25 protein-coding genes and 1 pseudogene are annotated in these 26,202 nt (G+C 67.3%); 10 read left to right on the forward strand and 16 right to left on the reverse strand.

All coding sequences use genetic code 11. The features are described from left to right. The 10 genes from ACYP33_RS24690 to mpl all read right to left on the reverse strand — a co-directional run. Positions 1-953: arabinose ABC transporter substrate-binding protein (locus ACYP33_RS24690; protein ID WP_459624306.1), on the reverse strand; the 953-nt coding region annotated here is incomplete at its 3' end. Between the two features lie 143 nt (positions 954-1,096). Next, the gene (locus tag ACYP33_RS24695) at positions 1,097-1,876 is read right to left on the reverse strand and encodes an SDR family oxidoreductase (RefSeq protein WP_459624307.1); all 780 of its coding nucleotides are present in this window, start codon (positions 1,874-1,876) and stop codon (positions 1,097-1,099) included. After that, complete coding sequence (locus tag ACYP33_RS24700) at positions 1,873-2,553, reverse strand: 2-dehydro-3-deoxy-6-phosphogalactonate aldolase (protein ID WP_414443879.1); 681 nt, start codon at positions 2,551-2,553, stop codon at positions 1,873-1,875. Before ACYP33_RS24700 ends, ACYP33_RS24695 begins: the two co-directional genes overlap by 4 nt. A 32-nt stretch (positions 2,554-2,585) precedes the next feature. Beyond that, positions 2,586-3,596 carry a 2-dehydro-3-deoxygalactonokinase gene (locus ACYP33_RS24705; RefSeq protein ID WP_459624308.1) on the reverse strand — a complete coding sequence of 337 codons (1,011 nt, stop codon included), beginning with the start codon at positions 3,594-3,596 and terminating at the stop codon, positions 2,586-2,588. Then, positions 3,593-4,513 carry an IclR family transcriptional regulator gene (locus ACYP33_RS24710; RefSeq protein WP_459624309.1) on the reverse strand — a complete coding sequence of 307 codons (921 nt, stop codon included), beginning with the start codon at positions 4,511-4,513 and terminating at the stop codon, positions 3,593-3,595. The genes ACYP33_RS24705 and ACYP33_RS24710 overlap by 4 nt, the downstream gene beginning before the upstream one ends. Before the next feature lie 394 nt (positions 4,514-4,907). Next, positions 4,908-5,663 (reverse strand): monofunctional biosynthetic peptidoglycan transglycosylase, encoded by a 756-nt coding sequence (gene mtgA, locus ACYP33_RS24715; RefSeq protein ID WP_414450383.1) that lies wholly within the window; start codon positions 5,661-5,663, stop codon positions 4,908-4,910. A 21-nt stretch (positions 5,664-5,684) separates the two neighbouring features. Further along, complete coding sequence (aroE, locus tag ACYP33_RS24720) at positions 5,685-6,536, reverse strand: shikimate dehydrogenase (protein ID WP_459624310.1); 852 nt, start codon at positions 6,534-6,536, stop codon at positions 5,685-5,687. Beyond that, on the reverse strand, positions 6,533-8,650 hold the full coding sequence (locus ACYP33_RS24725; protein WP_459624311.1) for an RNB domain-containing ribonuclease: 2,118 nt from the start codon (positions 8,648-8,650) through the stop codon (positions 6,533-6,535). The genes aroE and ACYP33_RS24725 overlap by 4 nt, the downstream gene beginning before the upstream one ends. Before the next feature lie 90 nt (positions 8,651-8,740). Continuing rightward, a complete protein-coding gene (locus ACYP33_RS24730; RefSeq protein WP_414450385.1) occupies positions 8,741-9,319 on the reverse strand; it encodes a YqiA/YcfP family alpha/beta fold hydrolase in 579 nt (192 codons plus the stop codon). Beyond that, positions 9,316-10,896, reverse strand: a complete 1,581-nt coding sequence (gene mpl, locus ACYP33_RS24735) for a UDP-N-acetylmuramate:L-alanyl-gamma-D-glutamyl-meso-diaminopimelate ligase (protein WP_459624312.1) — start codon at positions 10,894-10,896, stop codon at positions 9,316-9,318. Before mpl ends, ACYP33_RS24730 begins: the two co-directional genes overlap by 4 nt. On the opposite strand from mpl, the gene ACYP33_RS24740 reads away from it, so the two are divergent. The 10 genes from ACYP33_RS24740 (at position 10,895) to ACYP33_RS24785 (ending at position 19,013) form a co-directional block, all read left to right on the forward strand. Beyond that, on the forward strand, positions 10,895-11,557 hold the full coding sequence (locus ACYP33_RS24740) for a UDP-N-acetylmuramate--alanine ligase (protein WP_414450387.1): 663 nt from the start codon (positions 10,895-10,897) through the stop codon (positions 11,555-11,557). The two genes, mpl and ACYP33_RS24740, sit on opposite strands and share 2 nt — an antisense overlap. Continuing rightward, positions 11,547-12,095, forward strand: coding sequence for a TlpA family protein disulfide reductase (locus ACYP33_RS24745; RefSeq protein ID WP_414443870.1), 549 nt, complete (start codon positions 11,547-11,549; stop codon positions 12,093-12,095). The genes ACYP33_RS24740 and ACYP33_RS24745 overlap by 11 nt, the downstream gene beginning before the upstream one ends. 194 nt (positions 12,096-12,289) lie before the next feature. Next, complete coding sequence (aroQ, locus tag ACYP33_RS24750) at positions 12,290-12,742, forward strand: type II 3-dehydroquinate dehydratase (protein ID WP_414450388.1); 453 nt, start codon at positions 12,290-12,292, stop codon at positions 12,740-12,742. Positions 12,743-12,810: 68 nt separating this feature from the next. Next, positions 12,811-13,275, forward strand: coding sequence for an acetyl-CoA carboxylase biotin carboxyl carrier protein (accB, locus tag ACYP33_RS24755; RefSeq protein ID WP_414450389.1), 465 nt, complete (start codon positions 12,811-12,813; stop codon positions 13,273-13,275). Positions 13,276-13,330: 55 nt separating this feature from the next. Next, positions 13,331-14,698: an acetyl-CoA carboxylase biotin carboxylase subunit gene (gene accC / locus ACYP33_RS24760; RefSeq protein WP_414443867.1), complete on the forward strand. Its 1,368-nt coding sequence runs from the start codon at positions 13,331-13,333 to the stop codon at positions 14,696-14,698. 2 nt (positions 14,699-14,700) lie between these two features. After that, positions 14,701-15,603, forward strand: a complete 903-nt coding sequence (gene prmA / locus ACYP33_RS24765; protein WP_414443866.1) for a 50S ribosomal protein L11 methyltransferase — start codon at positions 14,701-14,703, stop codon at positions 15,601-15,603. A 41-nt stretch (positions 15,604-15,644) separates the two neighbouring features. Continuing rightward, a complete protein-coding gene (locus tag ACYP33_RS24770; protein ID WP_459624335.1) occupies positions 15,645-16,901 on the forward strand; it encodes a zinc-ribbon and DUF3426 domain-containing protein in 1,257 nt (418 codons plus the stop codon). A gap of 74 nt (positions 16,902-16,975) precedes the next feature. Beyond that, positions 16,976-17,479 carry a thiol peroxidase gene (tpx, locus tag ACYP33_RS24775; protein ID WP_459624313.1) on the forward strand — a complete coding sequence of 168 codons (504 nt, stop codon included), beginning with the start codon at positions 16,976-16,978 and terminating at the stop codon, positions 17,477-17,479. 96 nt (positions 17,480-17,575) lie between these two features. Continuing rightward, positions 17,576-18,514 (forward strand): carbohydrate kinase family protein, encoded by a 939-nt coding sequence (locus ACYP33_RS24780; RefSeq protein WP_459624314.1) that lies wholly within the window; start codon positions 17,576-17,578, stop codon positions 18,512-18,514. Between the two features lie 22 nt (positions 18,515-18,536). Next, entirely contained in the window at positions 18,537-19,013 is a 477-nt protein-coding gene (locus tag ACYP33_RS24785) for an outer membrane lipoprotein (protein WP_414443864.1), read from the forward strand. A 287-nt stretch (positions 19,014-19,300) separates the two neighbouring features. Here ACYP33_RS24785 and ACYP33_RS24790 read toward each other — a convergent pair whose 3' ends face one another. From ACYP33_RS24790 to ACYP33_RS24815, 6 genes and pseudogenes are all read right to left on the reverse strand, one after another. Next, positions 19,301-19,978, reverse strand: a complete 678-nt coding sequence (locus ACYP33_RS24790; protein WP_414443863.1) for a histone H1-like DNA-binding protein — start codon at positions 19,976-19,978, stop codon at positions 19,301-19,303. Positions 19,979-20,006: 28 nt separating this feature from the next. Further along, positions 20,007-20,332 (reverse strand): annotated as a pseudogene (locus tag ACYP33_RS24795) (hypothetical protein). A 78-nt stretch (positions 20,333-20,410) separates the two neighbouring features. Then, entirely contained in the window at positions 20,411-21,619 is a 1,209-nt protein-coding gene (locus tag ACYP33_RS24800; protein ID WP_414443862.1) for a ribonucleotide-diphosphate reductase subunit beta, read from the reverse strand. A 349-nt stretch (positions 21,620-21,968) separates the two neighbouring features. Next, positions 21,969-24,947: a ribonucleoside-diphosphate reductase subunit alpha gene (locus tag ACYP33_RS24805; protein WP_414450392.1), complete on the reverse strand. Its 2,979-nt coding sequence runs from the start codon at positions 24,945-24,947 to the stop codon at positions 21,969-21,971. 463 nt (positions 24,948-25,410) lie between these two features. Beyond that, positions 25,411-25,995, reverse strand: a complete 585-nt coding sequence (gene ampD, locus ACYP33_RS24810) for a 1,6-anhydro-N-acetylmuramyl-L-alanine amidase AmpD (protein ID WP_414450393.1) — start codon at positions 25,993-25,995, stop codon at positions 25,411-25,413. Next, positions 25,992-26,202: PP0621 family protein (locus tag ACYP33_RS24815; RefSeq protein ID WP_459624315.1), on the reverse strand; the 211-nt coding region annotated here is incomplete at its 5' end. The genes ACYP33_RS24815 and ampD, both read right to left, overlap by 4 nt.

The raw sequence follows: 26,202 nt of genomic DNA on the forward strand, positions 1-26,202 counted from the left end.
TCACGCGTCGCGAGCATGCCGGTCGTCAGCGTCAGCAGCGGCGGCATCTTGTTCTGCGTGATCCAGTCGTACATCAGCTCGGTGGTTTCCTCGCCATGACGCTTCGGGCTGATGATGACGGTGCCGTAGAAGCCCGTCGGCTGCGGCTTCTTGAACTCGCTGAGTGCCGAATCCGAACCGCCGATGCCGATGCCGATCATGTTGTCGGCCTTGAAGCCGCGCCCTTCGGCCGCGCGCACCGCGCCGAGCACCGCCTCGTCGTTGAGGCCGTACGCCACCCAGTGCTTGAACTTCGGGTTCTTGGTCAGCGCGATGTTGGCCGCGTTGAACGCGTTCTCGGTATCGGTCTTGGCTTGCGGCGCGGCGATGATGTTCGCCTTCGGGAAGCCCGCCGCAACCAGCGCTTCGGTCGCGCCGCCGGTGCGGTCGTGCGCCGTCGGGAGCTGTTCGTAGGTGATGTCGATCGCGCCGACTTCGTTCATGTTCCAGCCGCGCTTCTTGATCTCGGCGGCGATGCCGTCGCCGACCTGCTTGCCGATGTTGAACGCCGAGATGCCCATGTGCGGCACCGATTCGATCGGCTTGCCGCTGCCGTCCACCAGGCGGTCGTCCACCGTCATCATCTTCAGCTTGTGCGACTTGGCCTTGGCGACGATGCCCGGCCCGAGCTTGACGTCGGGCGTGCAGATGATGAAGCCCTGCGCCTGCTGCGCCGAGAGGTTGTCGATCGCGCTCATGACCTTCTCGCCCGACGGCGCGCCGATCTTCACCAGCGTAAAGCCCTTCTCCTTCGCGGCCATTTCGGCGAACTTCCACTCGTCCTGGAACCACGGTTCCTCGGGTTGCTTGACGAGGAAGCCGATCTTCACCGGGTCCGCGGCCTGCGCGAACGGGGCGCCGCCGGCCAGCACGGCCGCAGCGGCGGCCAGCGTGACAAAGGTTCTGCGTTTCATGTGTTTCGTCTCCTGTTGATGCCACATCGGTTCCGGCCGCCTGATTTTTTGACGCGGCACACGCGCGGCCTTCGCGTGCTGCGGTCTTTCGGTATCCTGCCTTTCCGGCTCGCCTGCCGCCCCGTCGCGCGGGGCCGCCGGCCTCAATCGTGGTACAGCGCGGTGCGTCCGCCGTCGATCGTGATGCAGGTGGCGTTGATGAACGGCGCCTCGTCGGAGGCGAGGAACACCGCCGTCATCGCCACCTCGTCGGGGCGGCCGATTCGTTTCATCGGCTGCAAAGCCAGCGTTTCCGCCTGCGCCTTGACCGGGTCCGGCTGCGCGTTCCACCAGTCGTGCGTCAGTTGCGTTTCGACATAACCGGGCGCGATCGCGTTGACGCGCACGTTGCGCGGCGCGTATTCGATGCCGAGCGCGCGCGTCAGGCCCAGCACGCCGTGCTTGGCGACCGGGTACGGAAAGCAGCCCGGGATGATCTGGAACGCGTGCGTCGAGGCCACGTTGACGATGCTGCCCCGGCCACGCTCGATCATCCCGGCCAGCACCGCCCGGCAGCCGTTCCAGACCCCATCGAGATCGACCGCGAAGCAGCGCCGCCAATCCTCGTCGCACATCGTCAGCGGATCGCAGAACACGTTGACGCCCGCGTTGTTGACCAGCACGTCGAGCGCGCCGAATTCACGCTCGGCGGCGCCCACCGCATCGGCCACCGACGCCGCGTCGGTCACGTCGGTGCGCACCGCCTGCACGCGCGCCTGCGGCACCTCGCGCGCGATCGCGGCGGCGGCCTCGCGGCCCGCGGCTTCGTCCAGCTCGGCGATCGTCACGGCCGCGCCCTCGCGGGCGAACGCCAGCGCGATCGCCGCGCCGATGCCACGGCCCGCGCCCGTCACCAGCGCCGTCTTGCCGGCCAGCCGGTTCATCTCGCGGCTCCGCTGCGCGCGATCGCGAGGCCCTTCACGTAGGCCTGCGCGTGCAGCGCGGTGGTGGCGGCGGTCTGGCCCGGCTTGAACAGCGCCGAGCCGAGGCCGAAGCCGTTCGCGCCCGCCGCCAGGTACGGCCCCATGTTGTCCGGCGTCACGCCGCCGACCGGCACCAGCGGCACGCGCTTGTCGATCACGGCGCGCCAGGCCTTCACGGCGATCGGGCCGAGCTGCTCGGCCGGGAACATCTTCAGCACATCGGCGCCGGCGCGCAGCGCGGCGAACGCCTCGCTCGGCGTCGCCACGCCGGGCGCACTGGCCAGGCCGAGCGTCTTGGCGCGGCCGATCACGGCGGCGTCGGCGTGCGGCATCACGATCAGCTCGCCGCCCGCGCGTGCCACTTCGTCGACATATTCGGGGCGCAGCACCGTGCCTGCGCCGATCAGCACCTCGGGCGGCAGCGCGGCGCGCAACGCGGCGATGCTCGCGAACGGATCGGGCGAATTGAGCGGCACCTCGATCAGCCGGAAACCGGCTTCCGCCAGCGCCGTGCCGTGCGCGACCGCGTCGGCCGGCGTCAGGCCGCGCAGGATCGCCACCAGCGGGCACGCCTCGAAGGCGCGCACCAGGCCGGCGTGCGGCGTGTACGGTGCGGGCAGCGTCAGTTCGGATGACATCGTTTCGATCTCCTGAATACAGTGAATGGCGCTCAACCCGGCGTGCACGCGGCGGCGGCCACCAGCCCCGCCTGCGTCGCGATGCGCCAGAGACCGCGCTCGGTGGCCCGCTCGACCACGCGCGCGCCGTCGCAGCCGAACGCACGCAGCGCCGTCAGATAGCGCGCACACAAGGCCGGATCGCCGATCAGGCGCGGCGGCTGCGCGGCCAGGCTCGCGCCGACGCTCGCCAGCATCGCGACCAGCGCGTTCATTTCATGGCCGATCAGCAGTCCCGACAAATAATCGGCCTGCGATTCGGGCGCGAGCCGGCCGGTCAGGCCCAGCGTGCGGGTGCTGAAAATCGTTGCGAGCAGGCCCGCGTCGCGGCCGTCGCGCGCCACGTCCACGCCGCGCCGGAACGCGTCGAGATCGGCCGCCGCGCCGGCGCGCATGGTGCGGCCGAGGATCGTGTGATCGCGCAGCGTCGCGAACAGCTCGCCCGTCATATAAGTGCGGAACCGCTCGATGCGGCCCTGGCGCACCCAGGCCCACTTCGCATGGGTGCCGGGCAGGCCGATCAACGCGCCCGCGCCGTCGCCGCCCAGCGCCGGATCGCCCGCCAGCGCGCCGACGATCTGGGTTTCCTCGCCGCGCATCACATCGGGCAGCGCACCGGCTTCGAGCACGCCGGGCACGATCGCCACCGATACGCCGCGCGCCGTCTCGACGCGAATCAGGCCCGCCGCCAATGCATCGGCATCGACCGGCGTCGTCACATAGGGCGCCTCGCGCCAGCCCTGCGCGCTGCCGACCATGCCGGCCGCCAGCACCGGCAGGCCGGGCGTGGCGTCGAGCCAGGCGCCGCAGGCGGTTTCGAACGCCGCGTCGAATGCGGCCGCGCCGCCGCCGCGCGGCAGGTTCATCACGCCGGCGGCGTGGGCGTTCGATTCGAGTACCGAGCCATCGGCCGCGAACAGGAACGCGCGCATCGACGTGGTGCCCCAGTCGAGCGCGATCAGCGCCGGCGAGGCAGGCTTCGGGTCCGGACGGTCCATCGTCATCGCTTGATCCTGCGGGTCGTTTGCGGTGCGCTCCAGCCCAACTCCGACGAGATGGCGCGCGCTTCGCGCTGCAAGACCGGGATCAGTTCGTCCATCCGGTCGAGCGGCATGTAGGGAATCGTGCTCGCCACCGACACCGCCGCCACGATCGCGCCCGAGGCGTCGCGCACCGGCGCGGCCACGCAGCGGATCGATGCTTCGTTCTCCTCCAGGTCGAACGTGTAACCGCCGGCCGCGTAATGGGCCATGCGCTGGAGGAAGGTGGTGGCGTCGGGGCGGCGGTCGGGCTTGAAGTTCACGCCGGCCAGCGAGCGGCGCGACGCCTCGAACAGCGCGGCCCAGGTGTCGGGCACGAGGTCGAGCATCATCGCCTTGCCGATGCCGGTCGAGGCCAGCGGCATCCGGTGGCCGATCCGCGAGCGCATTTCGAGGCCGCGCGTGCCGGGGATCTTGTCGATGTAGAGCACGTCGTCGCCATCGCGCACGCCGAGGTGGATCGTGTCGAGCGTCGCGTCGGCCAGCGCTTCGAGATGCGGGCGGGCCACGGCGGTCAGCGGCATCTGTTCGAGCGCGACCGTGCCGAGTTCGATCAGCTTCGGGCCGAGCAGATAGCCGCCCTGGATCTGGCGCAGGTAGCGCGCCTGAACCAGGCTGCTGACGAGGCGGTGCGTGGTGCTGCGCGTCGTGCCGAGCGCGGCGCCGATGGCGCGCATGTCGCGGGCGCCGCCGGCGATCGCCTCGATGATCGCGAGGCCGCGCAGCAAGGTTTGCGTGCCGGCCTGTTGCGCGGCGAGGTCGAGCGGCGAGCCGGTCGCGCCGATGGTGTCGGTCAGCGCGCCGAGCGGGGCTTGCGCATGGCTGTCGTTGGACGGACGGGTGCCGTTGGCCGGCGCGATGGAAATCGGGGTCTTGGTCATGAGGGAGCGGGTCACGTGACGGGCGATCACAAGGCGGCGGGCTGGGCCGCGCCTCGCGGCAAGCGTGCGCGCACCTCGGCGGATTGCTGGATCGGCGTCATCGTCTGTCTCCTGGTTGCTTGCGGCTGCGGCCCCTTCGGGGTCTCGCGCCGTGCATATCGATGGGTGCCGATTGTAGGGGCCGGGGTGCGGCGTCTTCAATATTTGAATGCGTCGCCCAAATATTGAGATATTGACAGAAATGGCGCTCGGGAGAAACGGCGAGCGGACGTGCGCCTGCAGCAAGCAGGCCGGGCATGCAGGCGGGGAATCGAGCGAGGAATATCGTGGCCGGAACGGCGCGTGGGGTTGAATCAGCGAAACACGGTGGCAGCGGCCGGCGCGCCGCCCGATCTCACTGCGAAGCCGGCAACTCCGCCGCCCCCATCCGCCGCGCGATCACGCGCGTGCGCTGCGCAAGCCAGGGCGAATTGCGATGGGCATCGAAGAACTTCGGATTGGGCAGCATCACGGCAAGCCGGGCGGCCTGCCAGGCCGTGAGCCGGCTTGCCGGCTCCTTGTAGTAGTAGCGCGCCGCCGCTTCCGCGCCGTACACGCCGCGCCCGAACTCCACCGAATTCAGATAGATCTCGAAGATCCGCTCCTTGTCGAGCAGCGTTTCGAGCATCCAGGTGATGATCAGCTCCTGCCCCTTGCGCAGATAACTCTTCTGGCTCGACAGGAACAGGTTGCGCGCGAGCTGCTGCGAGATGGTGGAGCCGCCCGCCACGATCCGCCCGCGTGCGCGGTTCCGCTCCCAGGCCTGCAGGATCGCATCGACTTCGTAGCCGTTGTTGTTGGCGAAATCGGCATCCTCGGAGGCGATCACGGCGCGCTTCAGATTGCGCGAGATCTGGTCGTAGGGCACCCACTGGTGCTGGATCGTCACCGGCGGCGTTTCGGCCTTCAGCCGCCACGCGTCAGCGCGCATGAACGCGGTCGAGCCGGGGTCGACGACGTTCCACAGGGCGATTTGCGCGAAGTAATAAAGCTGGGTGACGAGCCACGCGAGCGCCAGCACGGCCGCCACGTAAGCAGCCCAGCGCGCGAGCCCGCGCCGGCGCGCCGGGCCGGTCGTGCGAGCCTTGCCGGCACCGAGCGGGATCGCCATGGCGATGCGGAAACGGGCCGCTCAGGCCGCCGCGACGAGCGCGTCGCGCAACGCCGCGAGCACCGGCGCGCCGTCGGGCCGCACGCCGCGCCACACATGAAACGCCTCGGCGGCCTGCTCCACCAGCATGCCGAGCCCGTCGGCAGGACGCGCGCCGAGCGAGGCCGCGTGCCGCATGAAAACGGTCGGCTGGGCGCTGTACATCATGTCGTAGGCGAGCGTGCCCGCGCCGAACGCGGCCGTGTCGCACTCGGGCAGCGCGGCATCGAGGCTGCCGGCCGTGGCGTTGACGATCACGTCGTACGGACGGCGCTCGACGATCGCCGCGCTGCCGCCCGCCAACCGGCAACCGGCGTCGTGCGCGGCCTGCATGAACTGGCTGACCAGATCCTCGGCCTTGCTCGCGGTGCGGTTGACGATGGTGATCGACAGCGGTGCGCGATCGAGCATCGGCACCACCACGCCGCGCGCCGCGCCGCCCGCGCCGAGCAGCAGGATGCGCGCGCCGGCCAGCGACACGCCGAGGTTCTGCTCGATGTCGCGCACGAGGCCGACGCCGTCGGTGTTGTCGCCGTAAATGCCGCCATCGGCATCGAAACGCAGCGTATTGACCGCGCCCGCCGCCGCCGCGCGCGGCGACAGCGTATCGGCCAGCGCATGCGCTTCCAGCTTGAACGGCACCGTGACGTTGGCACCGCGCCCGCCCGCCGCGATGAATTCGCGCACCGACGCCTCGAAGCCGTCGAGCGGCGCGAGGCGGTGCGTGTAGGCCACCGGCTCACCCGTCTGCGCGGCGAACGCGGCATGGATCGCCGGCGACTTGCTGTGCGCCACCGGGTTGCCGATCACGACATAAGGGTCGCGCTCGATCATTTTGTCTCCTCGTCGCCGGCCGCCGGGCCGGTCTGTTCTGTGTGTTCCGCGTTGCCGGCTTCCGGCGCGGCTGCGCCTTCGGCGGCATCGCCGGCCTCGGCCAATGCCTCGGCTTCGCTTTCGGCCGAATCGTCGGCGGCCTCGACGAGCGTGTCGCCCGCCGCTTCCTCGCCGCCGTCATCCTCCTCGGCCGCCTCGCCGCTCGTGACGACCGGCGCATCGAGCACGTTGAGCAGGCGCACCGACGCCTCGATCGTCAGCTCGTCGATCGACATCACGTCGAGCAGCACGCGCGTGCCGCGCGCATGCACGCCGAGCCCCGGCACATGCAGCAGCAGCGGGATTTCCTCGAGCCGCACCAGATCGCCCTTCACCACCGCCGCCACGACCTGCCGGCGGTTTTCCTGGCGCAGCCAGCGCAGGCACCAGAAATACTCCATGCGGCGCTGATGATCGGCATAGGCGGTGTAGGTATCGTCGAAGCCCTGCACGACCGCGTACAGATCGGCGTCCTTCGGCTTGAACGGCGCGGCCAGCTTGGCCGTCACGCCGTGCTGCACGCAGGCCAGCAGTTGCCACTGGTTGACCAGGTCGACGTAGCGGCGCAGCGGCGAGGTGCTCCACGCATATTGCGCAACGCCCAGGCCTTCGTGCGGCGCGGCGGAGGTCTGCATGCGGGTGCGCTTCGGGCCGGTCGGCACGCCGAGCGCGCGCTGCGAGCGGTAGATGCCCGGCACGGTGTGATCGTGCAGGAACGCGCCCCACGTGGAATTCGACAGGATCGCCAGTTCGGAAACGATCAGGTCGAGCGGCGAGCCGCGACGCCGCGGCGTGATCGAGATGTGCTCGCCTTCCACGTAGAAGTTGTAATCGGTGTTGCGCTGCACCTCGCGCTTCAGGCCGTAGCCGGCGCGCGCCACCTGGCGCTTCTCGAACAGCGCCTGCGCGAGCGGCCACAGCACCGCGATATCGTCCTTGTGCGGATACTCGCCGCTGCCGGCCGCGAGCGTTTCCTCGTTGACCAGCTCGTCGAGCGTGTTGTGGCGCAGGTTGCTCTTCACGAACACGTATTCGGCGCGCGTTTCGTTGGCGACGATGTCCTGCGTCTCGCGGTCGACGATGATGTACAGCGACAGCGCCGGGCGGAAACCGCCTTCCTTCAGCGTGAACACCTCCACCACGTCGTCGGGCAGCATGGTGATCTTGTCGCCGGGCATGTAGACGGTCGACAGCCGCGCGCGCGCGATCGCGTCGATCGCGTCGCCGCGCGTGATGCCGAGCGCCGGCGCGGCGATGTGCACGCCGATCCGCACGCGATTCTCGGGCAGGTGCTCGACCGAGAACGCATCGTCGATTTCGGTGGTGGTCACGTCGTCGATCGAGAACGCTTCGACATTCGCGCGCGGTAAATCTTCCGGCAACGCGCCCACCGTGACGGGCGGGAAACCGGTGCCGTGCGGGAAGTGTTCGGCCAGGAAGCGCGCCTCGTGCAGCGCACGCGGCGAGGCCACCCCGCCGCAGTCGAGCATCAGTCGCGCCTGCGACACGCCGAGCGCGATCGCCGCGGCGTCGAGCGCCTTGTATTCGATCGAATTCTTGTCGGGGCGCGTCAGCAACGCCAGCGCCTTGCCCTCGAACGAGGCCGGCAGCTTGCGCGCCTTCAGTTCCTCTTCGTAACCGGCCTGCACCAGCGCCTGCTGGCGCTTGCGCTCGAGCCCGGCGAGCGCCATCTTCAGTTGCTCTTCGGGCGCGCGCTGATACTGGCCGCGCCCCTTGCGGCGGAAGTACACCGGCGAGCCGTGCATGCGCAGCACCAGCGCCGCGCGCTCGACGGGGCCGTAACCGCTGCCGAAATACTCGTCGGCCAGCGCGGCATAGGCGAATTCCTCATTCGGCGCGCATTCCCACAGGAAATCGAGGTCGATTTCCTGCGCGGCCGCGTCGGCCTGCTGCATCAGTTCGCCGGCCGCCGGCTTGTCGAACTCGATCAGCACATCCTTGGCGCGCACCTTGGCGCGCCGCCCGCCCGGCAGTTCGACCTGAAACGCATCGCCCTGGCGCGACAGAACGCTGCCGGCCTTGAAACTGCCCGATTCCTCGAAAAAAACGTTCACTCGATTACTCTCGTTGAGACTGTCCGGCGCCGCCCGGCGGCGCCTCGTCCAGCTTGGATTGAATTCGGTTGCCGGCCCTGACGGGCACGGCTAGGGCGTTCGCGGCGCGTCGCAGAACGCCAGTACCTCGTCGGCATAGTCGGCGAACTCGCTGATGCCGTGATCGCTGCCGTCGATGAGGCGGGTGCGCGCGCCCGGATAGTGCGCGAGCATCTCGCGGTAGTCGAGCACTTCGTCGCCCGTCGCGGCGATCAGATAGTAGCGTTCCGGGCGCGTCACGGCGCGCACGCTCAACGCGTCAAGTTCGCCCAGGTGGCGCGGCTCGACGACGATGCTGCCGCCGCCGTGCCAGAGCGGCTGCTCGCCGAGATGGCGCGCCAGGTCGCGCTGCGGCAGCGTGGCCGGATTGAGCAGCACCGCGCGCCAGCCGTGCTGTTCGGCCAGCCAGGTTGCGTAATAACCGCCCAGCGAGCTGCCGATCACGGTGACCGTGTCCGGCGCCGCGCCGGCCACCTCGGCTTCGGCCCGCGCCACCGCTTCGAGCGGCGACACCGACAGCGCCGGGCAGCGCCATTCGTCGGCACGGCCGAGTTCGGCCATGCGCGCCGCCAGCAGCCGCGACTTGAACGACTGCGGCGACGACCGGAACCCGTGCAGATACAGAATCACGCGCCGCCCCGTGCGGACAGCGCGTCGAGCAGCTTCTGGTGCACGCCGCCGAAGCCGCCGTTGCTCATCACGAGGATCTGGTCGCCCGGCCGGGCGGCGGCCGTGACGGCCTTGACCAGCGCGTTGAGATCGTCGAACGCCTGCGCGCGCTCGCCGAGCGGCGCCAGCGCATCGGCCAGGCTCCAGCCGAGCGCGTCGCGGCCCGACGCCGCGCCGTAGCCGAACACGAGATCGGCATCGGCCAGGCTGCCCGGCAATTGCGCCTTCATGGTGCCGAGCTTCATGGTGTTCGAGCGCGGCTCCAGCACGGCGAGGATGCGGGTGTGATCGCGGCCGATTCGCGCGCGCAGGCCGGCGATCGTGGTGTCGATCGCGGTCGGGTGGTGCGCGAAATCGTCGTAGACGGTCACGCCGTCGACGCTGCCGCGAATCTCCATGCGCCGCTTGACGTTGCGGAAGCTGGCGAACGAACGCGCCGCCTGGGCCGGCGGCACGCCGACCGAGCGCGCGGCCGCGATCGCGGCCAGCGCGTTCTGGCGGTTGTGCTCGCCCTGCACCGTCCATTCGACTTCGCCGATCCGCTCGCCGCGCCAGTACACCGCGAAGCGCTCGTCGACGGGCACGCCGTCCTCGGCCGGCAGCGCCTGCCAGCCGCCTTCCACGCCGAAGCGTTCGACCTCGCTCCAGCAGCCGCGCGCCAGCACGCGGTCGAGCGCGGCCTCGCGGCCGTTCGAGACGATCCGGCCGACGCCCGGCACGGTGCGCACGAGGTGATGGAATTGGGTTTCGATCGCGGCGAGATCGGGGAAGATGTCGGCGTGATCGAATTCGAGGTTGTTCAGCACCGCGGTGCGCGCCCGGTAATGGACGAACTTGGAGCGCTTGTCAAAGAACGCCGTGTCGTACTCGTCGGCCTCGATCACGAAGAAGCTCGAATCGGTCAGCCGCGCCGACACGCCGAAGTTCAGCGGCACGCCGCCGATCAGGAAGCCCGGGTTCAGGCCGGAATCCTCGAGCAGCCAGGCCAGCATCGAGCTGGTGGTGGTCTTGCCGTGGGTGCCGGCCACGGCCAGCACCCACTTGCCGGCCAGCACGTGCTCGCCGAGCCACTGCGGGCCGGACGTGTACGGCAGGCCGCGATCGAGGATCGCTTCCATCAGCGGATTGCCGCGCGAGACGACATTGCCGATCACGAACAGGTCCGGCGCCAGATCGACCTGTTCGGCGCCGTAACCTTCGATCAGTTGTATACCCTGCGCTTCGAGCTGGGTGCTCATCGGCGGATAGACGCCCGCGTCGCATCCGGTCACGGTATGGCCCGCCTCGCGGGCGAGCACGGCGAGCCCGCCCATGAACGTGCCGCAGATGCCAAGAATGTGGATATGCATAGAGAGCTGTCGCGCCGCGCGGGCGCCATGCGAAGTCGCGAATCGAAACCGGCGGGCGCGCCGTGCCGCGAGGATCGCGCCGGCCGGCAGCCGGGGAAAGGCTGCCATTGTAACCGAGCCGCCTGCCCCGCCGCGTCGGCCGGGCAGGTGCTGCGCCGTCCGGCCGATCGAGTATGATTGCCGCACCATGCCTCGACACTCCCTGCTCGATCCGCGTCGCGTCCGCGAGGAAATCGCGCTCAGCGCCGCCCGCCTCATCGCCGAGGACGGGCTCGATTACGCCGCCGCGAAACGCAAGGCCGCCCGCCAGTTGCTCGGCGACACCCGGATCGCCGGGGAATGGCTGCCCGACAACGACATGATCGAGGCCGAGCTGCACGAATACATGGCGCTGTTCCAGTCCGACACGCAACCGGCCGAGCTGGCGCGGCTGCGGCAGGTGGCGCTCGACTGGATGGAGCGGCTCGCGCAGTTCGCGCCCTACCTGGCAGGCGCCGTGCTGAACGGCACCGCCAACGCGCACTCCGACATCCATCTGCAGATGTTTTCCGACAGCCAGAAGGAAGTCGCGATCTATCTGCTGAACCAGAACATCCAGTACGACGTGTCCGAAACCCGGCATTTCGCCGGTCGCGGCGACGTCGAGACCTTGAGCTTTCTTTGGCGCGAGCGTCGCGATGCCGACCCGATCGGCATTCATCTGGCACTCTACGGCGCCGACGACCTGCGCGGCGCGGTGCGCGCCGATGCGCGCGGCCGGCTCAATCGCGCCGACGCCGCGGCCCTGCGCGCGCTGCTCGACGCGCCGGCCGCCCTTTCCACCCCGATTCGATCCGAAGATGAACAGTAAACGATACCTCCCCATCGCCGTGGTCGCGGCCGTCGCGGTTGCCGGCGGTCTCGCCGCCGGCCACTGGATGCGCGGCGATGTGTTCGAGAACGCCGCCGAAGCGGCCACCGCCAAGGCCGATCCGGTCGCCACGCTGTGGGCCGCGTCGGTCACCGACGACGACGGCAAGCCGCAATCGCTGGCCGCCTTCAAGGGCCAGAAGGTCGTGGTGAACTTCTGGGCGTCGTGGTGCGGCCCCTGCGTCAAGGAAATGCCGGAACTCGTGCAGCTCTCGCACGCCTACAAGGCGAAGGGCATTCGCTTCGTCGGGGTGGCCGTCGACTCGGACAAGAACGTCCAGGCGTTCCTGCAGAAAGTGAAGGTGGACTACCCGGTATTCGTCAGCGGCTACGCCGGCGCGGATCTGGCCCGTAATTTTGGCAACACGGCCGGCGCCCTGCCGTTTACGGTCGTAATTGATGCGAACGGCCGGGTACGCATGACAAAATTAGGCGAAATCGAGCCGAACCAGCTCAAGAAGACGCTCGACACGCTTTAAGCGCGAAGCTTTTCGTATCGCGCGTTACCGGCGGTTGACCTCCGGTTCGCGGCAGATTGGCGAAAAATACCGCGAACTTCGCGCTACGGCGGGCAATTCGGCCCGCCGCGAGCAAGCGCGCCACACGGCAAAACTGGACAAATTTCTCGAAACGGCGATAAAGTGCGCCCAATTCCGCAGAAATTGAAGCGACCATGACACGATTGCTGGTACTGCACGGCCCCAACCTCAATCTTCTCGGCACCCGGGAACCCGGGGTCTACGGGCGCGTAACACTGGCCGAGATCGATCGGGCCCTGGCCGCGCGGGCCACCGAAGCGGGCGCCGAACTGACCTCGTTCCAGAGCAATCACGAAGGCGCGCTGGTCGACCGCATCCACGCTGCCCGGGACGAAAAGACCGATTTCATCGTGATCAACCCGGCCGCCTACACGCATACGAGTGTCGCGATCCGCGACGCGCTGGCCGGCGTCGCCATTCCGTTCGTCGAGGTGCATCTGTCGAATGTGCACCGCCGCGAGTCGTTCCGGCATCACTCGTACTTCTCCGATCAGGCCGAAGGCGTGATCTGCGGCCTCGGCTGGAAGGGCTACCTGTACGCGCTCGAGCATGCGCTCGATACGCTGCAGGGTGCGTCGCGCCGCTGAGCAGTTTCAAGAATCCGAATCGCAGCCGGCCCGGCCGGCGCTTCACGACTAGACAAGGGGAATACCCGATGGACCTTCGCAAGCTGAAAACCCTGATCGACCTCGTCTCCGAATCCGGCATCTCCGAGCTGGAAGTCACGGAAGGCGAAGGCAAGGTGCGTATCGTCAAGAACGCGCCGCCCGTCTATGTGCAGTCCGCCCCCGGCTACCTGCCGCAAGCCGGCGCCCCCGCGCCGGCCGCGAACTTCGGCGGCGAAGCTGCCGCACCGGCCGCCGCGCCGGCGCCGGCCGCACCGCAAGGCCACGTCGTCACCTCGCCGATGGTCGGCACGTTCTACCGCGCACCGTCGCCGGGCGCCGATCCGTTCGTCCAGGTGGGCGACACGGTCAAGGAAGGCCAGACGCTGTGCATCATCGAAGCGATGAAGCTGCTCAACGAGATCGAGTCCGACAAGTCGGGCATCATCAAGGAAATCCTCGTCGAGAACGGCCAGGCGGTCGAATACGGCCAGCCGCTGTACGTGATCGGCTAAAGCCGAGCGCGCCGCCCCGCGCCAGAGCGCGCTACCGGAAAGACGAATACCCGCTATGTTTGAAAAAATCCTCATCGCCAATCGCGGCGAAATCGCCTTGCGCATCCAGCGCGCGTGCCGCGAACTCGGCGTCAAGACGGTCGTCGTGTACTCGGAAGCCGACAAGGAAGCCAAGTACGTGAAGCTGGCCGACGAAGCGGTCTGTATCGGCCCCGCTCCGTCGAACCTCAGCTACCTGAACATGCCCGCGCTGATCAGCGCGGCCGAGGTGACCGACGCGCAAGCGATCCACCCCGGCTACGGCTTCCTGTCCGAGAACGCCGACTTCGCCGAGCGCGTCGAGCAATCGGGCTTCACCTTCATCGGCCCGCGTCCGGACACGATCCGCATGATGGGCGACAAGGTCACCGCGAAGCAGACCATGATCCGCACCGGCGTGCCGTGCGTGCCGGGCTCGGAAGGCGCACTGCCCGAAGATCCGAAGGAAATCGTCAAGATCGCGCGCGCGGTCGGCTACCCCGTCATCATCAAGGCGGCGGGCGGCGGCGGCGGCCGCGGCATGCGGGTCGTCCACACGGAAGCGGCGCTCGTCAACGCGGTCAACATGACCCGCGAGGAAGCCGGCCGTGCGTTCGGCAACCCGCAGGTGTACATGGAGAAGTACCTCGAGAATCCGCGCCACATCGAGATCCAGGTGCTGGCCGATTCGCACAAGAACGCACTCTGGCTCGGCGAACGCGACTGCTCGATGCAGCGCCGCCACCAGAAGGTGATCGAGGAAGCGCCGGCGCCGGGCATCGCGCGCCGCCTGATCGATCGCATCGGCGACCGCTGCGCCGACGCCTGCAAGAAGATGGGCTACCTCGGCGCGGGCACGTTCGAATTCCTGTACGAGAACAACGAGTTCTACTTCATCGAGATGAACACGCGCGTGCAGGTCGAGCATCCGGTCACGGAGCTGATCACCGGCGTCGACATCGTGCAGGAACAGATCAAGATCGCGGCAGGCGAGAAGCTCGCGCTGCGCCAGCGCGACATCCAGTTCCGCGGCCACGCGATCGAATGCCGCGTGAACGCCGAAGATCCGTTCAAGTTCACGCCGTCGCCGGGCCGGATCACGTCGTGGCACACGCCGGGCGGCCCGGGCATCCGCGTCGATTCGCACGTCTACAACGGCTATTTCGTCCCGCCGAACTACGATTCGATGATCGGCAAGCTGATCGCCTACGGCGCGACGCGCGAGCAGGCCATGGCGCGCATGCGCATCGCGCTGTCGGAAATGGTCGTCGAAGGCATCCAGACGAACATCCCGCTGCACCGCGAGCTGATGCTCGACTCGAAGTTCGTCGAAGGCGGCACCAGCATCCACTATCTGGAAAATCGCCTGGCCGCCAAGCAGCAGGTCGCGCCGGACGAGGCCTGAGCATGAGCTACCGGGAACTGGTCGTCGAGCTCGCGCGCGAGCATGCGGAAGCGCTGTCGGACGCGCTGATCGAGCTGGGCGCGCTGTCGGTGTCCGTCGAGGATGCCGACGCCGACACACCCGACGAGCAGCCGCTGTTCGGCGAGCCCGGCCTCACGCCCGAGCGCGCCGCCTGGCAACATTCGCGGGTGATCGCGCTGCTGGCGGAAACGGCCGATCCGGCCGTGCTGCTGGCCGCCGCCGCGAACGAAGTCGGCCTCGATGCCGCGCCCGCGTTCAGCGTGCGTGACGTCGAGGAGCAGGATTGGGTGCGACTCACGCAATCGCAGTTCGATCCGATCCCGATCGGCGAACGGATCTGGGTGGTGCCCTCGTGGCACGATGCGCCCGATCCCGACGCGCTGGTGCTGGAACTCGATCCGGGCCTCGCGTTCGGCACGGGCAGCCACCCCACCACGCGACTTTGCATGGAATGGCTCGAGCAAACCGTGCAGGCCGGCCAATCGGTGCTGGACTACGGCTGCGGCTCGGGCATTCTCGCGATCCTCGCCAGGAAGTGCGGCGCGGGCGAGGTGACCGGCATCGACATCGACCCGCAAGCCGTCGAATCGGCTCGCCACAACAGCGAGCGCAATCGTGCCGACGTGACCTACGGCCTGCCGGACGATTGCCCGGCCGGTGAATTCGATATCGTGGTCGCCAACATCCTGTCGAACCCGCTCAAGCTGATGGCGTCGATGCTGGCGTCAAAGGTCAAGCCGGGCGGCCGCATCGCGCTGTCGGGCGTGCTGGCGCGGCAGGCGGACGAAGTCGCGGCCGTGTATGCGCGCTATGTCAACATTTCGGTCTGGCGCGAGCACGAAGGTTGGGTGTGCCTTGCCGGAACCCGGCGCGAAAGCCATTAGAATAGGCGCTGTCCTTCACTCCGGCCCCGCTGCCCGTGACCATGCCACTCGCGACGCGCTGCCCCCACTGTGAAACCGTGTTCCGGATTCAGCCGGAACATCTGAAGCTGCACGGCGGGCTCGCGCGTTGCGGGCACTGCCAGCAGGTCTTCGACGCGGCGAATTCGCTCGTCGAGCCCGATCCCGAACTGGCCCCGGCCATCGTCGAACCGCAGCCCGCCACGGCAAGCGCGCCGTCGCAGCCGCCGCGCGTGTTCTCGGCCACCTTGGCGCACGCCGCCCCCGACCAGCCCGCGAACGGCAACTTCACGCCCGGCGACTGGGACATGTGGGCGCCCTGGCTCGACGGCGGCATCGATCCCGCGCTGCGCCATCACGGCGGCAACACCGGTACCGAGCCGCTGGTGCCGATCGAATCGGCCTCCCGTCTCGAAGCACCGGCCAATCAGGCCGGCCTGATGCGCGGGGCGATGACGCGGCCCGCGAACGGCCAGGCCGCCGCCATCCATGCCGGCGAGCATGAAGCCGCCGTGGCCACCGCGACCGTCGATACCGCATCGGTCGCCACGCTGCCGCGCGATGCGGCCGAACCGTCGCTCGGCCTTGCCGCCGCCTCGCTCCCTCCGCTCGTCGATACCGACGATCCTCTGCATCCGGTCGAAGCGGACGATCACGTCCGCGTCCACCTGCCGCCGCGCCACACGCCCCCGAACGAACCGTTCGCCGCCGAGCCCGCCGCCGACGGCCGCGTCCATTTCGCGATGACGCGCGAATCGCCGGCCACCGCACGCGGCGGCTTCGGCCGGCGCGTGTTAGGCGGCTTCGTCGCGGGCTTGCTGATCGTGGTGTTGGCGGGCCAGATGGCCTGGTGGTGCCGCGAACCGCTGATCGTGCACTGGCCGGCCAGCCAGCCGCTGTTCGCACAGGCCTGCTCGGCGTTCGGTTGCACGCTCGAACCGCCGCGTGCGATCGACGGGCTGCGGCTCGGCGCCTCGGACCTGCGCCAGCTCGACGGCTCGCGCGTGCTCGAACTGAAGGTGCCGCTGTCGAACCGCACCACCATCGCGCTCGACTATCCGTCGATCGAGCTGACCCTGCTCGATGCGTCGGACCGGGTGGCCGCGCGTCGCGTGCTGGCGCCCGCCGATTACGTCAGGCCGGGCACACCGGTGGGCGCGGGCCTGCCGGCCGGCGCCACCGAAACCTCGTACGTGCGCATCGATACCGCACCGGGTGCCGCCGACGGCGCGCCCGGCATCGCCGCATCGAATTTCCGCGTCCAGATCTTCTATCCGTAAGCGCACGGCGCCCCGCACCGGGCGCGCCGGCCTCAACCTCGGCGTCGCATGACGCCCTCTCTCCGGAGTACGAAATGAGCAAAGTCACCCTGGGCGGCAACCCGATCGAACTCGCCGGCGCGTTCCCGACGGTCGGCGCGCAAGCCCCCGACTTCAAGCTGGTTGGCCAGGATCTCGGCGAGCTGTCGCTCGCGAGCTTCGCAGGCAAGCGCAAAGTGCTGAACATCGTGCCGAGCCTCGACACGCCGACCTGCGCCACGTCCACGCGCAAGTTCAACGAAGCGGCCGGCAAGCTGGCGGATACGGCCGTGGTGGTGGTGTCGGGCGACCTGCCGTTCGCCGCCAAACGCTTCTGCACGACCGAAGGCCTCGAAAACGTGTCGACGGCCTCGACGTTCCGCGGCGGCCGTGAATTCGCGAACGCCTACGGCGTCGACGTCACGAGCGGCCCGCTGAACGGCCTGACCGCACGCGCGGTGGTGGTCATCGATGCGAACGACAAGGTCGTCTATACGGAACTGGTCGGCGAAATCAAGGAAGAGCCGAACTACGACGCCGCCCTCGCCGCACTGAAGTAAGCGCTTTCGCTTAGGTACCCGCGCGCATCGCCCCGGCATGGCAGTGCGCGTCGCTTTTTCTTCTCTCGCCGCCTTCCCTTCTGAACAGGAACGACCTTGGCTACCCTGATTTGCGGTTCGATCGCCTACGACAACATCATGACCTTCGAAGGGCGCTTCCGGGAGCACATCCTGCCCGACCAGGTCCACCTCATCAACCTGAGCTTCCTGGTGCCCACCATGCGCCGCGAGTTCGGCGGCTGCGCCGGCAACATCGGCTATGCGCTGCATGCGCTCGGTGGCGATGCGCGCGTGATGGGCACGATCGGCGCCATCGACGCCCAGCTCTATCTCGACCGCTTCGATGCACTCGGCCTGTCGCGCGACTACGTGCGCGTGGTGCCCGACACGCACTCGGCGCAGGCGATGATCACCACCGACCTCGACAACAACCAGATCGCCGCGTTCCACCCGGGCGCGATGATGCAGTCGCACCTGAACCACGCCGGCGAAGCGCGCGACATCACGCTTGCGATCGTCGGCCCGGACGGCTTCCAGGGCATGGTCCAGCACGTCGAGGAACTGGCCAAGGCAGGCGTGCCGTTCATCTTCGATCCGGGCCAGGGCCTGCCCTTGTTCGACCGCGACACGCTGCGTCGCAGCATTGAACTTGCCACCTATCTGGCGGTCAACGATTACGAAGCCAAACTGGTGAGCGACAAGACGGGCTGGTCGGAAGACGAGATCGCGAGCCGGGTCCAGGCCCTGATCATCACGCGCGGCGAACACGGCGCCACGATCCGCCACCGCGAAGGCACCGAGCAGATCCCGGTCGTGAAGGCCGAACAGATCGTCGATCCCACCGGTTGCGGCGACGCCTTCCGCGGCGGCCTGCTGTACGGGATCGAGAAGGGGCTGGATTGGGCCACCACCGGCCGCCTCGCGAGCCTCATGGGGTCGATCAAGATCGCTCACCCGGGCCCGCAAAGCTACACGCTGGGCCGCGCGGAAATCCTGTCCCGCTTCGAGACCGCGTTCGGCTACAGTATCGAATAAGATTTGTTGGAGAGAACCACCCATGCTGACCAGGAAAACCCTCATGCTCGCCGCGATGATCACCGCTTCGGTGTCGCTCGCGGGCTGCTTCGCACCGCCGGGCTCGGCGGACGTCTATAGCTCGAGCCAGGCGAATCGCGAGCAAAGCGTCCGTCTCGGCACGATCGAAAGCGTGCGTGCCGTGCGCATCGAAAGCGACACCGGTGCCGGCTCCACGCTCGGCACGCTCGGCGGCGGCGCACTCGGTGCGGTGGCCGGCAGCGCGATCGGCGGCGGCCGAGGGTCGATCCTCACCGCAATCGCCGGCGGTATCGCCGGTGCGGTGGCAGGCAATGCGATCGGCCAGGGCATGAGCACGGCGAACGGTGTGGAAATCACCGTGCGCCTCGACAACGGCGATCTGCGTTCGATCACGCAGGCCGCCACGCCTGAAGTATTCCGCGCCGGTGACCGCGTCCGCCTGCTGTCGAGCGGCGGCGTCACCCGCGTCACGCATTAGAGGAGACCTCAGCGCGCGGCTCAAGCCGCGATATCCCGCGCATACGCGATTCGTTTCGCGTATGCGTTTTTTTTATGCGCGCGAGAAACGTGCGACGCGGGTGCGAAGCGTACAAAGCGTGCGAGGCCATTCCCGCCACCGCGCACGCATAAAAAAATCCCGCTGCCGAAACCGGCAACGGGATCTGATCGAGCCGACGAATCGGCCCGCTACATCATCTGCTTCAGGCTATACAACGCAGGCCGTACGGTGCCGCGCAACCGGTCTACGGTCGCGCGGCAAACCGATTACGGACGGCTGCCCGTCGGGAACGGCCATGCCGCTGCCGGGTTCAGCGCGGTCTTCGCACCCGAGGACGGTGCCACCGACGCCGTCGACGCCGTGGTCGTCGCCGGAGCGGCTGCGGCCTTCTTCGCGGCTGCCTTCTTGGCCGGCGCTGCCTTCTTGGCGGCCGGTGCCTTCTTCGCTGCCGGGGCTGCCTTCTTGGCTGCCGGCGCTTTCTTCGCTGCCGGTGCGGCTGCGGCCTTCTTGGCGGCCGGTGCTGCCTTCTTCGCTGCCGGTGCCTTCTTGACGGCAGCAACCTTCTTCACTGCTGCCTTCTTGGCGGCCGGTGCTGCCTTCTTGGCAGCAACCTTCTTCACGGCAACTTTCTTCGCTGCAACCTTCTTCGCTGCCGGCGCCTTCTTGGCGGCAACCTTCTTCACCGCTGCCTTCTTGGCGGCCGGTGCTGCCTTCTTCGCGGCAACCTTCTTCACTGCGACCTTCTTCGCAGCAACCTTCTTCACCGCTGCCTTCTTGGCGGCCGGTGCTGCCTTCTTCGCGGCAACCTTCTTCACCGCGACTTTCTTCGCAGCAACCTTCTTCACTGCGACCTTCTTCGCCGGGGCAGCCTTCTTCGCTGCGACCGGTGCGGCCTTCTTGGCGGCGACTTTCTTCGCAGCCGGTTTCTTCTTGGCAACTGCCATGATGTTCTCCTTCAGGTTCAGATGAGAGTCAGTTCAAACACCCTTCGTCAAAACCCGTTTCTCGCGGACGGTATAGGCGTAACGCGCGCTACGAAGCGGGCTATTCATCGGCGTACGCTTCCTGCTCGCGCTTACGCTAATGAATACGGTAAGGCGCGCCGTGCCCTGCGGCACCGCGCGCCAGATCAAGTGGGCAGCCGACGCCGTTCGCGCCGTCGCCCCGAATCGCTTGATAAAGACGGGAGGCTCGAGGCCTGCCGGCTTTTCCGGAGGGAAGTTTGCCCAGCCCACTGAAGGGTTCGCAAGGTGCCTGTCATATCTGAGCGCCGTATCGGCGCAGGCCACGCTTTGCATCAGGCGTTCTGCTCCTAAACCTTGCGCCGGGCGTGCACGCCCGGCGGTTCACATACTGCTGACGGAGTCGCGCCCGGGTTATTCCCAGGACAGCGCGCCACCCGTCTGATACTCGATCACTCGCGTCTCGAAGAAGTTCCGCTCTTTCTTCAAATCGATCATCTCGCTCATCCACGGGAACGGGTTTTCTTCGTTCTGATAAAGCGCGTCGAGGCCAATTTGCTGGCAACGACGATTCGCGATGAAGCGCAGATAACCCTTGAACATGCCCGCGTTCAGACCGAGCACGCCGCGCGGCATCGTGTCTTCAGCGTAGCGATACTCGAGCTCGACTGCATGCTTGAACAGCTCGCGGATCTCGGCGCGGAACTCGTTCGTCCACAGATGCGGATTCTCGAGCTTGATCTGGTTGATCAGGTCGATGCCGAAATTGCAGTGCATCGACTCGTCGCGCAGGATGTACTGATACTGTTCCGCGGCGCCCGTCATCTTGTTCTGGCGGCCCAGCGCGAGAATCTGCGTGAAGCCGACATAGAAGAACAGGCCTTCCATGATGCAGGCGAACACGATCAGCGACTTCAGCAATTTCTGGTCCGCGTCGGGCGTACCCGTCACGAACGCCGGGTCCGTCAGCGTGTGGATGAACGGAATCAGGAACTCGTCCTTGTCGCGGATCGATTTGATCTCGTGATACGCGTTGAACATCTCGCCTTCATCGAGGCCGAGCGATTCGACGATGTACTGATAGGCGTGGGTGTGGATCGCTTCCTCGAACGCCTGGCGCAGCAGGTACTGCCGGCACTCGGGCGCGGTGATGTGGCGATAGGTGCCCAGCACGATGTTGTTCGCGGCGAGCGAATCGGCGGTCACGAAGAAGCCGAGGTTGCGCTTGACGATGCGTCGCTCGTCTTCGGTCAGACCGTTCGGGTCTTTCCACAGCGCGATGTCGCGAGACATGTTCACTTCCTGCGGCATCCAGTGGTTCGCGCAACCCGCCAGATACTTTTCCCACGCCCACTTGTATTTGAACGGCACCAACTGATTGACGTCGGTCTTGCCGTTGATGATGCGCTTGTCGTCGATATTGACGCGCTCTTGCGAGCCGGCCAAGGGCGCTGCCGCCGGTGCGTACGGTGCGACCGCGAGGTCGCCTTCGAAAATGTCGCGTACCGACGGAGCCTGATGAGCGGCAGGCGCTGCCTGCACACCGACAGCCATTCCGGCGGGGGCGCGTTGCGCTCCACTCGCGGGCGTTGCGGCCGTCTTCTCGTCATCCCAATTGAGCATAAATTCTCACCATCAATTTAGAACGGTTTGTACCATCTTTTCTTGAGCGATAAAAGGGTTCGCTCATGAAAAATCCTGTTTTCGATTCGCGCTGCGACCTCGATACAACACTTCGCGCAGCATGAGACCGATCGCGATGCATGACTCGCGAGTGATGCGGTGGGTTCGGGACATCGAGCGATGATCGTCGAGTGTGCGACTGCGTCGCCCGATCGTCCCGCTCACGGCACTCGCGATGCGTGTCGCGAGACTGCCAAAGTACGGATTCCTTATCCGTTTGTAGTCAACGACGGCGCGCAGTTCAACCTTCGTCTCGAATGCGCGCCGCGTTCACTTCAACGTGCCGCGCTTACTGGCACGCTTCGCACTCTTCGAAGCCCGCGTCGCCCGGACGCATCGTGCAGACCGGACCATCGGCTTCGATGGGTGCCGCGTTCAAGGCGCCCGACACATCCGAGCCACCCGCCGCGCCGAAACCACCGGCCGCGCCTTGCGCACCGCCGGCCGAACCGCCGCCGCTCATGCCGCCGGACGGCACCGCGTTCAGTGCGCCGTGCGCCACCGTCGACTTCTCGACGTGCGTCGCCGCCATCGTGCGGAGATAGTAGGTGGTCTTCAGGCCACGCAGCCAAGCGAGCTTGTAGATCTCGTCGAGCTTCTTGCCCGATGCACCGGCCATGAAGATGTTGAGCGACTGCGCCTGGTCGATCCACTTCTGACGACGCGAGGCGCCTTCGACCAGCCACTTCGGATCGACTTCGAACGCCGTCGCGTAGATGGCGCGCAGGTCCGAGGGGATTCGATCGATGCGCGAGAGCATGCCGTCGAAGTACTTCAGGTCGGCGACCATCACTTCGTCCCACAGGCCGCGTTCCTTCAGGTCGCGCACCAGGAACTCGTTGACCACCGTGAACTCGCCCGACAGGTTCGACTTCACGAACAGGTTCTGGAAGGTCGGCTCGATACACGGCGAGACGCCGATGATGTTCGAGATGGTGGCGGTCGGCGCGATCGCGATGCAGTTCGAGTTGCGCATGCCGTGGACGGCAATCCGCTCACGCAGCGGCGCCCAGTCGAGCGATTCGCTCATGTCGACTTCGACATAGCCGCCGCGCGCTTCTTCCAGCAGCTTCAGCGAATCCTGCGGGAGGATGCCGCGATCCCACAGCGAACCGCGGTAGCTCGAGTAGCGGCCGCGCTCTTCCGACAGCTCGGTCGACGCCCAGTAGGCGTAGTAGCAGACCGCTTCCATCGAACGGTCGGCGAACTCGACCGCCGCATCCGACGAGAACGGCGTGCGCAGCAGGTGCAGGCAATCCTGGAAGCCCATGATGCCCATGCCGACCGGGCGGTGCTTCAGGTTCGAGTTACGTGCCTTCGCCACCGCGTAGTAATTGATGTCGATGACGTTGTCGAGCATGCGCATCGCCACGCTGATGGTGCGCTTGAGCTTGTCGTGGTCGAGCGCGTAGTTGCCGTCCGCCTGCTTGACCAGGTGAGCGACGAGGTTGACCGAGCCGAGGTTGCAGACCGCGATTTCGGTGTCGCTCGTGTTCAGCGTGATTTCCGTGCACAGGTTCGACGAGTGGACGACACCGACGTGCTGCTGCGGGGAACGGATATTGCAGGGATCCTTGAACGTGATCCACGGGTGACCCGTTTCGAACAGCATGCCGAGCATCTTGCGCCAGAGTTGCTGCGCCGGAATCTTCTTGAACAGCTTCAGCTCGCCGCGCGCGACCTTCTGTTCGTAGCCGACATAGGCCGCTTCGAATTCGGCGCCGAACTTGTCGTGCAGATCCGGGCAGGTCGACGGCGAGAACAGCGTCCAGTCGGTGCCTTCCATCACGCGCTTCATGAACAGGTCGGGAATCCAGTTCGCCGTGTTCATGTCGTGGGTGCGGCGGCGATCGTCGCCGGTGTTCTTGCGCAGCTCGAGGAATTCCTCGATGTCCAGGTGCCACGTCTCGAGGTACGCGCACACCGCGCCCTTGCGCTTGCCGCCCTGGTTGACCGCCACGGCCGTGTCGTTGACGACCTTCAGGAACGGCACCACGCCTTGCGACTTGCCGTTCGTGCCCTTGATATGCGAACCGAGCGCACGCACGCGCGTCCAGTCGTTGCCGAGGCCGCCGGCAAACTTCGAGAGCAGCGCGTTTTCCTTCAGCGCTTCATAAATGCCGTCGAGATCGTCGGCAACCGTCGTCAGGTAGCACGACGACAGTTGCGAGCGGCGCGTGCCCGAGTTGAACAGCGTCGGCGTGGAGCTCATGAAGTCGAAGCTCGACAGCACGTTGTAGAACTCGATCGCCCGCGCTTCGCGGTCGACTTCGTTCAGCGACAGGCCCATCGCCACGCGCATGAAGAACGCTTGCGGCATTTCGATGCGGGTGCCGTCGACGTGCAGGAAGTAGCGGTCGTACAGCGTCTGCAGGCCCAGATAGCCGAACTGCAGGTCGCGGCTTGCGTCGAGCGCGGCGCCCAGACGCGGCAGATCGAACTGCAGCAGCTTGTCGTCGAGCAGCTCGGCTTCGACGCCGCGCTTCAGGAATTGCGGGAAGTATTCGACGTAGCGCGCCTGCATCTCGCCTTGCAGCACTTCCTCGCCGAGGATTTCGCGACGGATCGTGTGCAGCAGGATGCGCGACGTGACCTGGCTGTAAGCCGGGTCCTTCTCGATCATCGTGCGGGCGGCCAGGATCGCCGAGTCGTAGACCTGGCTCAACGGCACGCCGTCGTACAGGTTCTTGATCGTTTCCGTGACGATCGGCTCCGGGTTGACGGCATCGCCCAGCCCTTCGCAGGCCGCGCCGACCAGCGCACGCAGGTCGGCCAGGTCGAGCGGACGCGTCACGCCCTTGTCGGTCACGTTCAGGCCGACGGTGCCGGCCGGTGCGTCGACCGGCGCGTCGGCATGCGCGCGCTCGAGGTGACGCTTCTCGCGGTACAGCACGTAGGCGCGTGCGACGTTGTGCTCACCGCCGCGCATCAGCGCCAGTTCGACCTGATCCTGGATGTCTTCGATATGGAACGTGCCGCCGTTCGGGCGGCTGCGCACCAGCGCGCGCACGACGCTTTGCGTCAGTTGCTCGACCAGTTCGCGCACACGCGCCGACGCGGCACCCTGGCCGCCGTTCACCGCGAGGAACGCCTTCGTCACGGCGATCGCGATTTTCGACGGCTCGAACGCCACCACGCTGCCGTTACGGCGGATCACCTTGTAGTCGGCGAACGTCGCCTGCGGCGCCAGTGCGGGCGCCTGCGAAGCCGTTCCAAGAGGGCGCTGCGCGCTCTCGTATTGGGACGTCCCGGTGTCGGTCGTTTGCATGTGCAAAGCTCCTGGTGTTGGATGGTGCGGAGAGATCCGCGGATTTGAAGATTAATGCGCCGGGCTTGGCGCGGGCGGCAAAACACAATAGCGGCACGGGCCGCGCGATACCGTACAACCGACGTCTGTTTTCGTCATGCGTATCGCGCCCCTTGCCGCCTGGTGTGTCTGCGCTATCCGCGGCGCGCCGGGCTGGCCGGGCGCCGCGCTCAGAATTCGTGCCGGCAGCCCCCTGCCGGTGGAGCGGGCCACCTTGGCGGCGCCCACTGTTTTAACACTATATCTAGTGACAAACTCGTCAACTGGCACCAAGTATAGTGGACGTTCTTACTATCTCAAAACGGAAAATTTGGGGCTTCGCTATTGACAGCGAAGCACATTGGCGAAGGCGTAGACGGGGCAAGGATCAGGCGAAATCGTCGCGGCAGCGCAGCGTGCCGAGCGGTGCTCGACGCCCGCCCGGTTAGCGACGATAAGGAAAGGATTCGGGGCCGAGGCCGGTATCGCTCGCATAGCGTTGCCAATCGAAGCACGGGCCGGGGTCGGTCTTGCGGCCCGGCGCGATGTCGGCATGCCCGGCCACCGCCTCGACCGGATAGCGGGCGGCGAGCGCGCGCGTCAGCGTGGCCAGCGTGGCGTATTGCGACGGCTCGAACGGCTGGTCGTCGGCGCCTTCGAGTTCGATGCCGATGGAAAAATCGTTGCAGCGCTCGCGGCCAAGGAAGTTCGACGCGCCGGCGTGCCAGGCGCGCGCGTCGCACGACACGAACTGCACCAGCTCGCCATCGCGGCGGATCAGGAAATGCGCCGAGACGCGCAGGCCGCGCAGGTTGGCATCGAAATAGGGATGGGCATCGCAATCGAGCCGGTTCTGGAACAGCGCCTCGATCGCCCCGCCGCCGAACTCGCCGGGCGGCAGGCTGATGTTGTGCACCACCAGCAGCGTGGGCGTCACCCCTGCCGGCCTGGCCTCGTGATTCGGCGACGGCGCGTGGCGCGCACCGCGCACCCAGCCGTACGCGTCGATCACCGGCAGCGCTTGCGTCACGCGCCGCGGCCGGCCGACGTCGTGTGACGTGCCGCGTGCTCGGTACTGCAGAAGAATTCGCCGCCGGCGGACACCGCCTCGCCCTTCGGCGTGTGCACGCCGCAGTGCGCGCAGCGCACCATCGGCTCGGGCAGCGCGGCGGCGCGCTCGGCCGACGGCCGCGCGCCGCCGAAGCCGCGCCCGGAAGACGGGCCGCCGGCCGAGCCG

It is taken from the genome of Burkholderia sp. 3C (assembly GCF_054589155.1).